This is a genomic window from Frankia sp. CcI156 (assembly GCF_001983015.1).
GTDB lineage: Bacteria > Actinomycetota > Actinomycetes > Frankiales > Frankiaceae > Frankia > Frankia casuarinae.
Map to the genome: position 1 here is coordinate 19,127 of NZ_MOMD01000071.1, position 12,212 is coordinate 31,338.

The following is a 12,212-nucleotide window of genomic DNA, read 5'->3' on the forward strand; positions in this document are numbered from 1 at the left end:
ACACGCCCGCGCATCGTTGGCGATGCTCAGCGGAACCGGACGGTACGTCAGCACCGCCGGCACCACCCCTTGGTCACACATGGCAAGTGGTATTCGCGTATCGGCCGTAGGCGCCGGTGGGCGCGCAGGGCGCGGTGTTCTGGGCATATGGGCGACGGCGGTCCCTTGCTCGGGAGATCAGGCGGCGGGTGGTCGCCGGACGAGCACGCCCGCGATGAGGGTGGCGACCGCTGGCGGGACGGGCGGGGCCTCGGCGAGCGTCTCGGCCATCCAGCGCGCTACCGCGTCGGCGTCATCGCCGTCCGATTCGGCATCGTGGGCGTCGCGTGTCCTGGCGGCAGAGTGGAGCGTCGGCCCGCTGGCGTCCGGCGCCGCTGTGAGGTCGTCTCTGTCCGTGCCCGCCGTGCCGGTCTGCGGTGGCCCGTCCCCGGTCTGTGCTGGCTTGTCGTGCGAATCGGCGGAGGCAGGACGGCGGAGGCGGGACGGATCGACCACGGCACCTCACACAGAACGGGCGGGAGGAATTCGGCGTATAAACGCTAACCGCGCCATCCGTTTCTGCCAAGCGCGCGCATTCCGCCGRCCACTCCCGCCCATGACCATGATTAGATACGATGCCGGTAATGGCACTGAGTCTTGGCCCACTTGGGTACGGGTCAGATGTCCGCTGATCTGCACCGATGCGCCAGTCCGGGTGTACCMGCTAAGCAGGTACGCCGTTAGGGTCTCCGTTGGGGCCGCGCACAGGGCATCGGTTAGGACACGCATCAATCAGGACATTTCCTCGCAAAAGCGGCCCGGGTATGTGAGTGAGATCACAGAGGAAAAGGGTTCTCTGTGGTCCTGCTGGCACCCTCTGCGGGCCGCATGCCGTCCGTGCCAGATGTCGCTGTCAGGGAAGGCCGACCGTCAGGGCTATCGGATGCCCGTAAGACGCGCGAGTCGTCCTGCCTCCGGAGAACGGCACGGAAAGGGGCCACGTCGCGTATCCGCGGCCCGCATTTATACTTTGAACAGTACCCGTTGGGTATTTAAGTCGCGGAGTGCTTGGGTGGGTGTGAAAGGTGCTGTGACCTGCGCCAGCGCGATATTTCGGACCCGCCCATCTTTATGGGTAGTCCGATGGGCGATCCGGTGGGGGATCCGGTGGGCGGACAGACAGGATGCCKGACAATTCCATTAAATGGGGCTTAGCGGACATGTGGGAGGCTGTCGCGCGTCGGTGCCCAGCGGCCGGGGCCACGGCCGTCCAGATGTGAACACGTGACCTGTAGAGGTACGAGTCGGGCTGTGCTCGGATAGTACCAGCGGGCGTGCGACCTGCGCCAGCAGGCACCRCCGGGTAGCCGCTCAGATGGGGGACCGGCACGGAGACCGGTACGGCCACCCGACAGGCAGGGGGTTTGYCGTCGCCCTCCCGTGCACTCTCCCGGCTGTCACTCGTGGCRGCCTGGGACACGCCAGACGATCTCGACGGAGGGGGCCAGAAACGCGTACGTCGCATGCGCGCGGTCGATGCTGGAGAAGCTGGCCCACAGGTTGCCGTCCGGGCTCACGACGTTGACATGGTCGCGGCAGTCGAGCCCCCACGCGAGGATCGGGGAGTCGTCGTGGTCGGCACCGTCGTCGACGAGCGCAAACAGGCGTGGTGCCTGCCGGGCAACGAACGCCGTGAGTGGTTCCGCTGGTCCGGGCGCAGTGGCGGGCGGTCGTGGGTCGGTCTGTCCGTCGTCGCTGGTCGCGGGATGGTGGAGGCTGTCAAGTGTCATGGGTGCTCCTTCGTGCTGGCTGGGTGTGCGCTGTGTGGGGTAAGGGTCGGCGAGACCGAGAACGGCCGAGGCCGCCGCGTCAACCTGGTGACGGGCGGCTGTGAGGTGACCGGCCCCGACCCGCTCGGCGTGGTCGTAGGCGTCCAGGGCGTCGCAGAGCGCGGCCCATCGGCGGGAGGCCGGATCGATCGGGGGGACGAACAGACCGAGTACCTGCGCGATCTGGTCGGCTGGTACCAGCTTGCGCATCCCGGCCAGCAGCACCACAGGTCGCAGGTGCTCAGGCACGGCAGAGCGGACGATCGTCATCGGCGGGTCGCCTCCGGCTGGATGCCGCGGTGGCGGGTGCCGGTGTGGTGCCAGTCGGTCCTGCCATGCCTGGGGGATGGGCGGTGCCAGTCATCGAGGCCGCGTAGACGGTCGATGACCCGTTGTAGGGTGGCCGGATCGTTGCGGAAGGTGACGGGGGCGGCGGGGGCTGGTACGGGCGCAGGTGCACGGGTCGGCAACGCCGCGGTGCTGCCGGTGGGGACGGTTGGCGTCGCGGCCGGGAGCTGTGCCCAGACCACCTTCCCGCCGGTCCGGCCCAGATACCAGGCCCATCGCAGGCTGACCGCGTCCACCAGCGCGAGGCCGCGCCCGTTCTCCTGGTCCGGCTGCGCGACAGTCAAGACGGGTGGGGCCGTGCTGGCGTCCCACATCTCCACGGTCAACACTGCGTAGCAGACGGTCAGCCGCAGCGCGACGCCGCCATCCGGGTGGCTGGTCTTCACAGCGTTGGAGGCCAACTCGCACGCGACGAGTTCGGCCACGTCAACGGTGTCCGCGTCGACCGACCAGGCCGTGAGCGTGCGGACCGTGCTCGCGCGAGCGTCGGGAACAGCGGCAGCGATCGACGGGAAGTGCGCCACGGCTACCCGGATCACGGGCGACGGGTCGGCGTTCACGCTGAGCCCCTGATCGTGCCCGGCCGCAGTCCGGCCACAACATCACACACAAGATCTCCCCGCCCCGTTGTCGCTGGCTTGGCGCTGTCCCCACCGGGCCTTGCCTTGCGGCGGTTCCTCCGGCGGGGACAGCGGATTGTGTGGAGGGCAGGCCGCGCCGCCTGTTGACCGACGTCCACCCGCGTCGCCCCCTGTCATCTCGCCGGGCCACGCGCGTCTGGAGGCGAGGCCCCTGATTGCCACGGATCGTGGCGATGTACTGTCCCGTAGCATGCCCCCGCATCATGCTGTTTTGCAAGGTATGCATGGGCATCCTTTGCGGAAGGCTGTGGGGTAGCAGGTCACAGGGGGCAGAGCGCCGCCTGGAAGCGAGAGGAGCACTCTGTGCCGAGGCAACGTCAGGCACCGCCGACGGTGCGGTCCCGTCGGCTGGCGTTCGAGCTGCGCCGCCTACGCGAAGCCGCTGGTCTCACCCGGGAGCAGGTCTCCGAGGAGACCGGGATCAACCCTGCCACGCTCTACCGGCACGAGACCGCCACCGCCAGCTCCCGCCYCCAGCGCCGCACGATGATCGCGCTRCTCAACATGTACGGCGTTACTGACCAGCAGCGCGCCGACCTCCTCGCCCTGTCCCGAGAAGCCGACGCACAGGGCTGGCTACGGCCCTACCACGCCGAGCTGCCGGAGCACTACACCGCCTACATCAGCTTCGAGGCCGAAGCCCGCACCGTCCGCAACTACGAGTCCCTGTTCATCCCCGGCCTGCTCCAGACCGAGGACTACGCGCGTGCCGTCATCCGCGGCAACCTACCCATGGCCAGCCAGACCGAGATCGACCAGCGTGTCCAAGCCCGAATGGAACGCCAGGCCCTGCTGGCCAAGGAGGACCCGTTGCGCCTGTGGGCCGTCGTTGACGAGRCCGCTGTTCACCGCCAGGTCGGCGGGCCGAAGGTCATGCATCGGCAACTGGCCAGGATCACCGAGGCTGCCGGCGAGCCGCACATCACGGTCCAGGTCATCCCGTACGCGGCCGGCGCGCACGCCGGCATGCTCGGGTCGTTCGTGCTCATGGACTTCCCGAACTCGGCCGACCCTGAGATCATCTACGTCGAGAGCATGGCCGGTGACCTGTTTCTGGAGGCCGAGGCCGACATCCGGCGGTATAGATTGTCCTTTGACAACCTCGCTGCCGTGGCACTCAGCCCTGACGACTCGACGAGCCTGATCGCCAGCCTGGCAGCGGAGGGCAAGGAGTGAGAAGGTGCGGACCGTGCAGCAGGTGGATCTCTCCGCAGCAGTGTGGCGCAAGAGCAGCTACAGCGGCGGCAACGGCCAGTGCGTTGAGGTCGCCTTCCTAGACGCCGGGCTAGTCGCTGTGCGTGACTCCAAAAACCAGGGCGGACCTGTTCTGATCTTCACTCCGGGCGAATGGGATGCGTTTCTCGGCGGTGCGAAGGACGGAGAGTTCGAGCGGCCGTAGGCGCCCGCTGTAGAACAGCGAGTGGAGTAAGGCCATGCTACAGAGGGGCCGCACCGACGGCATCGCGTGCGACAGCAGCTCTTGGGCGCAGTCGGACGGGAGAAGGTGTTCTCATCGGTCAGGAGACGATCTCCCGTAGCAGTTTGTCGAGCGAGCCCGCTCCGGCGTCGCGCGTCGGTCCACTGCCCTGAGTACCAGGACGCAGCAACGACCGGTCCGCGCAGGCGGCCCGCAGAAGCGCGACCAGGCCATCCACGTCATCGTGGACGATGTGGTGGAAACGGGCGGCACCCGGGATCGCCAGGAGTGCCGCTCCGGACGGGCAGATCGCGATGACCGGAATGCCAACGGCAAGGCAGTCATACGCCTTGGCCGGGATACGTGACTCCACGGCGCTGGCGTGGTCGAGGGTGATGACCGCGGCATCCGCGCGGGCGAGTCTTGCGTAGAGCGCGGGGCGGGAGATGGCRGGTTCGCGGGCCGCCCGGACAGCGATGGTGGCGGCTGCGTCCCCAACGACGGTGAGCGTGGCGGTCTCCGGTCCGACGCGGTCGAGCGCGGTGGCGAGGATGCCAGGCCCGTTGCGTCCATACCAGTAGCCGCCGAAGACGAGATCGAGCGGTGTGCCGTCACGGCGCCGGTCTGCCATCGGTTGCGGCACGCCGGCCAGGTCGGCGGGATCGAACCCGTTCGGAACCGAAAAAATCTTGTCGTTTGGCACTTCCAACCGTGCGGCGAGCAGGCGCCCGAAGGCAGGGCCTCCCGCGAAGGTCACGGCACGGGCCCGTCGGAGGGCGACGCTTTCCAGAGCTCCGGTGATCCGCGCCAGCGCAGGGGGGTGCGCTCGGGCGCTCCACGGATCGCGGTAGTCCACGACAACGAGCAGACCGCGGCGGATCAACGTCGCGGCGGCGAGGAGGGAGAACGGGGGGACGGAGACGACAACCACGCCGTGGCGCACAGCTCGCAGCGCTGGCAGCGAGCGCCAAGCCACGGCTGGCCGCACGTCGCCCTCGATACCCGCCTGCTCCAGCGCCTGGCCGACTGACGGCGGCAGGCGATCCACGACGGCTTGGATCGGCGACCGCCGCGCCGGTGGCACGTCAAGCACATCGACGTGCCAGCCGCGAAGGATCAGACCTGCCCGTAGCGCGGCAACGCGGCTGCTGACCGCTCCAGGTGCGGCAACGCCGGTCGTCACGAAGGTGACCTGATGTGGCACCTACATCGTCGCCGTTGTGGTGGGTGAATCCTCCAGATCGGAGTTCCTGGCGTCCTCCGAGCGGCCGTAGGCCCAGATCCTGGTGGGTGTGCCGAGCAGACGCAGCGGATGGGCGCCAAGGAGGGTCAGCCCGCGCGGGTTCCTGGGTACCGGTGGTGGCACGAGGACGACGACCCGTCCGCCGGGACGGGTGATCCGGGCGAACTCGCGCAGCGCGTCACGCAGCCAGGCATGCGGGTCCCCGTCAACCGTGAACTGTTTCCCGAACGGGAGGTTGCTCACGACAGCATCGAAACCGCCGTCGGGATGCGGCAGCTTCAGCGCGTCCGCCTGCTCCAGGCGGATTCCCGGGAGGTTCGTGCTGGCGATGTCGACCGCCTCCGGGTCGACGTCCGAGCCACGCGCCTGCCAGCCGAGGTCGAGCGCTTCGCGGATGATCGTTCCTGACCCGCAGCAGGGGTCCAACAGTTCGCCGGGGTTCTGCCCAGCCAGGCGGACCATCGCGGCGGCGACGACTGGGCGCAGTGCCCCGTGACGTTCGCTTTCCCTGCCCTCGCCGTGTTGTCGCATCCGCCGGTCGGACAGCCGCAGGCCGGCGAGGAAGTGGCCCTTGCGGTATTCGAGTACCCAGATCTCCAACTCCGCCGGGTCGGCAGGGCGCCACCGCGGCCGATGCGTGGCGATCGTGTCAGTGACGGCACGGCGTAGTTCGGTCCGCTTGAAACGGCGTTCGTCCAGGACCCTGGTGATCACGCGATAGGTCATCGYGGAGCCAAGGTGGCGGACGAACCGGGCCCAAACCGACAGTGCCCGTTCCAGGCCGGTACGGGTGACGAGCGCCGCGGCAACCTGACGAGGCCCTGCGTTGCCGTCCGCTTCGCCGATCGTGGTGAACACGTCCTCGGCGAGCCTGAGATCAGACAGCTCCCACTGGGCTCCTCGGCGTGCCTGGAAACGGACGATGTCGGCGCGTCCGTCGAAGCCGGGCTTGTCGTCGGGGTCCAGGTCCGGATGGTCGGTGATCTCGGACGACAGGAGCCCGCCCAGGCCGGRCAGGGTGGCAGCGAGGAACCCGGGGACACCCGGACGAGACTCTGCCGGGTGCCGCGTCCTTTCACGGTGACCGGCCATGACCCCCAACCTACCAATGATCTGTCGCAGGTCGGTGAGCCCTCATCCCGGGGCCAGAACTTCGCGGAGATGCCGAGGGGAAGCGCCAAGATCGAACTTGTACGGCTCGTCACCCCGCCCCATCTCGATCAGGCTGACTCCTTCCTGGATCGCGGCGGCGGCTGCTTCGGCGAGAAGCTGGTGGCTCGGGCAGTAGCCGGCGAACTCCGGGTCGAAAGTGCTCATGTAGAGCAGGTCGGCCGAGCCCAGCCGGAAGTACAGGGCCTGCGCGATGGGGCGGTCCAGGTACAGAAGCTGGGCAAGCAGGCAGCGGCCGGTCCGGGCGAGCCCGCTGGCGGCGGTGGCGAGGAACTCGGGGAAACGAGGGTGGCGGTCCATCACCGGGAGTTCGTCGAACCTGCCGCGCGTCCGCCAGGCGGCGAGCCGGGCGGCGACGAAGTCGGGGATCGCGTCGTGGAGCTGGACGGGTTCGGTGATCCTGGTCATGGTGAGAGGGCCGGACCGCTCGCAGGCGCGGCGCAGCCGGCGCAGTTCCCGCCAACGGCCCCGAGACCAGCCGGGTATGCACGCCAGCGAGCCCCACGCCGAGTCCGGTTCGCGCAGGTGCAGGACCGGCGCAGGAGTGCCGGGTCGGTTCGGCGCGAAATCGACCAGGACACCGGCAGGCCGGACGTCGGTCAGGAGAACCGACGCCGTCGACGGCGACCGCGAGACGATCTCCTGGACGAGCCGTGCCACGGCTGGCCCGGCGTGCGGTGACTCCGGCCGTAACCGGACGTCGTGCTCGTCCCCGAGTGGGCTCCCCGCCCAGGTCAGTCCGTTCGCGCCGGCCGTCAGCGGCAGAATCCCGAGCGGACCGCTCTCGGTGGAGTTGGCGACCAGCAGCCGAGGCGAGCCGAGATCGGGAAAGAACCGCCAGGCGGCGAGGCACCAGGCCGGCGAGGTGAAGATGCCGCTGGCACCGTCGGCCGGCATCTCCTCCCAGACCGGAGCGTAGGCGGTGGCCTCCGCGAGCGTCGTGCACGTCGTGACGTCAATCACGGGCTGACTGGAACGGGCTGTAGTCGAAGCGGCCGAAGTAGTCGCGGAGCAAAGGAATGATCTGTTCCTGGCCGGAGAACGCCAGCTCCCGCCCTCGGATCTCGTTCTCCCAATGCACGGGAGTGGTCCAGATCCGCTGGTCGGAACGCCACGTGGTGGCCACCGGAGCCGGGACGAACTCGACGAGCGACAGCCACACCTGCTTGGGGACGAACAGCAGCTCGTCGTCCTCGTGGAACACCAGCCAGCGGTGCTTCTCGTATCCGGGATACCGCGGTGTCAGCGGTCCGACGTCCACGTCGAAGGTGCACTCGATCCACACAGATGGAACTTCGACGTAACCGCGGCGGGCCACCCTGCTCAGCTCTCGGCACACTGCGATCGGGTCGCGAACGTCCTCCAGGGTCTGTCCGCAGAAGGCGAAGTCGAACGACTTGTCGTCGAACGGCCAGGGGGTGTCGCAGATGTCGAACTGGTGCCACGTCGAGGTGTCGTACCGCTCGGGTCCAGGGCCCAGGCGACCGCCGCCCGCGCGGGTGTCGTACGGCAACAGGTCCACCACGTGGTCAGCGCGGTTGAGTGGCTTCCACCATCCGCCGACGTCGACTACCTGATCGTCAGGGCTGACGCGGGCCAGCGCCGCGGCGAGATTGTCCGGATGTGGGTCAGGAAAACGGATCAGATCCATATCACCCGGATGCTACGATCCTCCCGTCCTGATGCCAAGGGTAGTCAGGTTGTGACGGGGGATGGATGGTGGGCGGTGGCCGGGACCAACGGGTGCTCTTCCTCACCCATCACCTCCCGTGGCCAGCGTCCAGTGGCGGGCGGCTACGCGAAGCCCAGCTCCTGGAGCGGCTTGCCCACCGATTCGATATCGATCTTGTCGCGATCTCGAAGGTTCCGGAGGCTGACCGCCGCGCGGTCGACGAGGCTCTTGTCCGGGGAATTCGCGCGCAGGTCTTCGCGGCGCACCAGTCGCCTCGCCCGCGTCTCAGCCCGCATGTCAGACGGCATCGGTCCGCCAGTGCGCGTGCTCACCTCGCTTCCTGGTGGTCGCGCCACCAGGACTGTCTGGTTCACGTGGAAGGGCATTACCTGCTCGGACTGCTCCCGCCCCCGGCCCGCTCGCGTGCCCTGGTCGTCGAACACAACATCGAATCGTCTCTTCTCTGGCAGCAGGCAGACCTCGCGACCAGCGGCCGGGAACGCCGACGACTGCGCAGCGCCGCCACGCTGACGCAGGACACGGAGCGCCTTGCCTGGCGGACGGCGGCGGCCGTCGGAGCGATCACCCCCGAGGACTGCGCCGTGATCCGTCGGCACGCGCCGTTCGCCACGGTCCACCATCTGCCGAACGGAGCCGATCACCTACACGCCGCACCCGTCCCATGCGCGGACAGGGACGCGGCAGTCAGCGACCTGTTGTTCGTCGKGAACTTTGCCTACCCGCCAAGCCAGGRTGCGGCCAGATGGCTGCTTACCGCGATTTTCCCGGCAGTGACGGCGAGCCGCCCTTCGACGACCCTCACCTTCACCGGCTCCGGTCCGCCGACATGGCTTGTCGAGGCCGCTCGTGTCGACCCGCGGGTGAGGGTCACTGGCCCGGTGCCCGACCTCACCGGATGGCTGGACGCCGCACAGGTCGTCGTCTGCCCTCTCCGTATCGGCGGGGGCGTGAAGGTCAAGGTCCTGGAAGCCCTCAGCCGGGGACGGGCAGTCGTCACGACATCGGTGGGCGTCCAGGGCCTCGGCGAGCTACCAGCAGGAGCGGTCCTCGTTCGAGACGACGCCTCTTCGATCGCCCAGTCCTGCCTGAGCCTTCTCGCGTCGGCCGAGATCCGCCGGTCCCAGCAGGAATGCGCACAGGACGCGGTGCGACTGCTGCCCACCTGGGACCAGGCCGCCGATGCGCTGGCCCGAGTATGGGATTCGTGGGCCGGTGTCACCCGCCGTCCCGACCTGGCTGTCACACCCTGATGAGCAGCGGAGCGCGCCGGGTCCTGCACGTCATCGTTCCGCAGAAGGCCGGAGCGGTCGGCGGAGCCGACCTTCACGTCCGCGACCTCGCCGTCGCGCAGCGCCGGGCAGGAAGCTGGCAACCGCTGATCCTGGCCCCGCGAGCTACCGCTCACTATCTCGGCCTGCTGAGTGAGGCGGGTCTGCCCGTCGTCACCACGCCGCCACCGCATGGTATCCGCTGCCTGGCGGAGCTGCCCCGCAGACACGGCGTCGCGCTCGTCCACGCCCACGGCTACGAGGCCAACTACCTCCTCGCGTCCATGCGGCTGCTGACCGGCACGTGGCGACGCATCCCGGCCGCGGTCACGGCGCACGGCTGGATCGAGACGACGCGATGGCTTCACCTGAAGTCCGCGTTGGACCGCCGCAGCGGTCGCGTTGCCGCCATCGCCTTCGCCACAGCCCACCGGCATGTCCACCAGCTCGACCATCCGGGCCGGACCGCCAGCATCGTCGTCCACAACGGCATCGACCCGCCGGACCCTTCGCGCCTGGAAGACCTGCGCCGGAACCGTCAGCACCTGCGGCGCACACTCGGCGTCCCGCCAGACTGCTTTCTGGCCGGGACGGTTGGCCGCCTGTCCCAGGAGAAGAGACTCGACCTCTTTCTTGAGGCAGCTCGATCCGTGGCGGCGGCCAGCCCTGCCGCGCATTTCCTTGTCGTTGGCGGAGGAAGCGAACTGCCGCATCTCCGAAGCATCGCCGTCGCACTCGGTCTCGACCAGCGAGTGACCTTCACCGGCCTCGTGGACGACACGACCTCGATCTACGCCGCGCTCGACGTCATGGTGCAACCCTCCGACATCGAAGGCTCGCCACGCACGGTTGTGGAAGCCATGGCCCATGAAGTACCTGTGGTCGCTACCGACGTCGGAGACGTCGCCCACCTGCTCGACTTCGGGAACGCCGGTGTCCTGATTCCTCGGCGCGACACCACGGCCTTGTCCGCGGCGGTTCTCGACCTCCTCGGCAATGGAGAAAAGGCACGCGCGCTCGCCAAGCTCGGGCGCCAGCACTATACGCGGAATTTCACGCTCGACCGGATGTGCCGAGCAGTCGCCGACGGCTACGATCTTGCCTTCGACGGGAAAGATGCTCCGCAACGTGCGGGGAAGCCAGCGTGACCGGTGTCGACGGCACGCAGCTGATCGTCTCTCCGCATCTCGACGACGCCGCGCTGTCYGCAGGCGCGTGGATCGCGGAGCTGGCAAGCGCCGGGACGGAGATCCACGTCCTGACCTTGTTCGCGGGTTTCCCCGCCGACAACGACCTGTCTCCGGTGGCACGGGATTTTCACGACCGCTGTGGCCTGCCGCATAACGGCACCGCCTTCGAGATACGGCGCGGCGAGGACGCTGCTGCCCTCACCATTCTGGGGGCACACGCCCACCACGCAGACTTCCACGACGCGATCTACCGACGCCGGCCGGACCGCGCCTGGCACTGCACCCACGGCCAAGCGATGTTCGACACCTCGCTTCCAGCCGAACCCAACCTACGGTCGTCCCTTGAGGCAGCCATCGAGACGCGGTGCCACCGGCTACGACCCACCCGCATCCTGACCTGCGCGGGAATCGGCCATCACGTGGACCACCGTGCCACACGAGACGCAGCCCTCAGCGTGGCCGGCAGACTTGGAATCGCGGCCGAGACCTGGGAGGATCTCCCATACGCTGCGGAGGCAACGGCAGAGCGCCCGGACGTCGCGGGCACACCCATAGTTCGAGCACCAGCCCCTGAATCATGGTCACGGAAGTACGCCGCCATAGCGAGCTACACCAGCCAGGTCCGGATGCTGTGGCCTCAGGGACAGGACTGGGTGGAAGCGCTCAACGAGCATGCTCTCGCCCACGACGCGGATGGCGCCGGCGAACTCTACTGGACGATAGAACAAGAATAGAAGTGCTTCGTCGCGGGTCCGGTAGCCGCGTCCCCGCCGTCACCCGCGATGTGACAACCATGTTGCCATTCAAGATCGCTGTGCAGGTGCGATGCCCAGCGGGGGTAGTCATAGTGGACTGGTCAATGTGGACCAGTGATCGCTGGCATCGACCGTGCATATCACAGCGTCGCAGGTCAGCGCCCTGGTACCACCGACGCTCCGGGCCACTGGCTTTTGCATCGGCCCCCGACGACGCCGCGTCCTGCCACAGGAGGCGCTTCCCCGCACGATGACGGCGCTTCCCTSACGGCGGCACTCCCACTGTCTCTTCGGCCCCTTCACGCTCGACCCCGCCAACGGTCCAGAGTCGGCCATGGGGGGGATACGTCGGGAAGACGGTTCAACACGCCAGCATGGTTCTCTGCGGCTATAGCGGGCATACGATGAAGGCCCCCGACGCCGTCTGCCGGGGGCATTTCTGCGGTGACGTGGGCTACCGGCAATGCCACTTCCACTATTTGGATCTTGGCTGGCTGTGGTGTGTCGGTTCGGGTGGATCTGCCGGGTTGACGGCATGATCCTGGGCTGTGACGGACACGGGTAGCCAGCTGACGGACTGGATYTCGTTGGGGGTCCTGACGTCGTTCGTCTCGCGGGACGCGGTTGATGGGGCGATCGAGGCGACCGGGAGAGGTGCCCGGCGTTCCGACACGACGAT

Annotated in this window: 13 protein-coding genes; 5 read left to right on the forward strand and 8 right to left on the reverse strand. The window is 68.2% G+C overall.

Features of this window, described 5'->3' with window-relative positions; translation table 11 throughout:
• Nucleotides 1-177: 177 nt before the first annotated feature.
• The 3 genes from CcI156_RS25985 to CcI156_RS20940 all read right to left on the reverse strand — a co-directional run bounded on the left by CcI156_RS25985 (nt 178) and on the right by CcI156_RS20940 (nt 2,716).
• Nucleotides 178-495, reverse strand: coding sequence for a hypothetical protein (locus CcI156_RS25985; RefSeq protein ID WP_035734514.1), 318 nt, complete (start codon nt 493-495; stop codon nt 178-180).
• 941 nt (nt 496-1,436) lie between these two features.
• Entirely contained in the window at nt 1,437-2,057 is a 621-nt protein-coding gene (locus CcI156_RS20935) for a hypothetical protein (protein ID WP_139341562.1), read from the reverse strand.
• Nucleotides 2,058-2,074: 17 nt separating this feature from the next.
• The gene (locus CcI156_RS20940; RefSeq protein ID WP_023840391.1) at nt 2,075-2,716 is read right to left on the reverse strand and encodes an ATP-binding protein; all 642 of its coding nucleotides are present in this window, start codon (nt 2,714-2,716) and stop codon (nt 2,075-2,077) included.
• Between the two features lie 384 nt (nt 2,717-3,100).
• On the opposite strand from CcI156_RS20940, the gene CcI156_RS20945 reads away from it, so the two are divergent.
• Together CcI156_RS20945 and CcI156_RS20950 are read left to right on the forward strand one after the other, a co-directional pair.
• The gene (locus CcI156_RS20945; protein WP_217697729.1) at nt 3,101-3,973 is read left to right on the forward strand and encodes a helix-turn-helix transcriptional regulator; all 873 of its coding nucleotides are present in this window, start codon (nt 3,101-3,103) and stop codon (nt 3,971-3,973) included.
• 13 nt (nt 3,974-3,986) lie between these two features.
• The gene (locus CcI156_RS20950) at nt 3,987-4,196 is read left to right on the forward strand and encodes a DUF397 domain-containing protein (protein WP_035734520.1); all 210 of its coding nucleotides are present in this window, start codon (nt 3,987-3,989) and stop codon (nt 4,194-4,196) included.
• 118 nt (nt 4,197-4,314) lie between these two features.
• Here CcI156_RS20950 and CcI156_RS20955 read toward each other — a convergent pair whose 3' ends face one another.
• From CcI156_RS20955 to CcI156_RS25990, 5 genes are all read right to left on the reverse strand, one after another.
• Nucleotides 4,315-5,418: a glycosyltransferase gene (locus tag CcI156_RS20955; RefSeq protein ID WP_035734513.1), complete on the reverse strand. Its 1,104-nt coding sequence runs from the start codon at nt 5,416-5,418 to the stop codon at nt 4,315-4,317.
• Nucleotides 5,419-6,549, reverse strand: coding sequence for a TRM11 family methyltransferase (locus tag CcI156_RS20960; protein WP_076807727.1), 1,131 nt, complete (start codon nt 6,547-6,549; stop codon nt 5,419-5,421).
• A gap of 42 nt (nt 6,550-6,591) precedes the next feature.
• Nucleotides 6,592-7,590, reverse strand: coding sequence for a GNAT family N-acetyltransferase (locus CcI156_RS20965; protein ID WP_023840396.1), 999 nt, complete (start codon nt 7,588-7,590; stop codon nt 6,592-6,594).
• Entirely contained in the window at nt 7,583-8,278 is a 696-nt protein-coding gene (locus CcI156_RS20970; RefSeq protein WP_023840397.1) for a class I SAM-dependent methyltransferase, read from the reverse strand. Before CcI156_RS20970 ends, CcI156_RS20965 begins: the two co-directional genes overlap by 8 nt.
• A 143-nt stretch (nt 8,279-8,421) precedes the next feature.
• The gene (locus CcI156_RS25990; RefSeq protein ID WP_160323737.1) at nt 8,422-8,631 is read right to left on the reverse strand and encodes a hypothetical protein; all 210 of its coding nucleotides are present in this window, start codon (nt 8,629-8,631) and stop codon (nt 8,422-8,424) included.
• A 42-nt stretch (nt 8,632-8,673) separates the two neighbouring features.
• Between CcI156_RS25990 and CcI156_RS20975 the strand changes: the two genes are divergently transcribed.
• The 3 genes from CcI156_RS20975 to CcI156_RS20985 are packed head-to-tail and all read left to right on the forward strand — an operon-like array spanning nt 8,674 to nt 11,512.
• Nucleotides 8,674-9,570 carry a glycosyltransferase gene (locus CcI156_RS20975; RefSeq protein ID WP_076807729.1) on the forward strand — a complete coding sequence of 299 codons (897 nt, stop codon included), beginning with the start codon at nt 8,674-8,676 and terminating at the stop codon, nt 9,568-9,570.
• On the forward strand, nt 9,570-10,736 hold the full coding sequence (locus tag CcI156_RS20980) for a glycosyltransferase family 4 protein (RefSeq protein WP_023840399.1): 1,167 nt from the start codon (nt 9,570-9,572) through the stop codon (nt 10,734-10,736). The genes CcI156_RS20975 and CcI156_RS20980 overlap by 1 nt, the downstream gene beginning before the upstream one ends.
• A complete protein-coding gene (locus CcI156_RS20985; protein WP_023840400.1) occupies nt 10,733-11,512 on the forward strand; it encodes a PIG-L deacetylase family protein in 780 nt (259 codons plus the stop codon). The genes CcI156_RS20980 and CcI156_RS20985 overlap by 4 nt, the downstream gene beginning before the upstream one ends.
• Nucleotides 11,513-12,212: the final 700 nt, after the last annotated feature.

What these genes read in the sequence shown, in the direction of transcription:
- CcI156_RS20980 (WP_023840399.1), top strand. Translation starts at nt 9,570, where the DNA reads ATGAGCAGCGGAGCGCGCCGGGTCCTGCACGTCATCGTTCCGCAGAAG.
- CcI156_RS20970 (WP_023840397.1), bottom strand. Translation starts at nt 8,278, where the DNA reads ATGGATCTGATCCGTTTTCCTGACCCACATCCGGACAATCTCGCCGCG.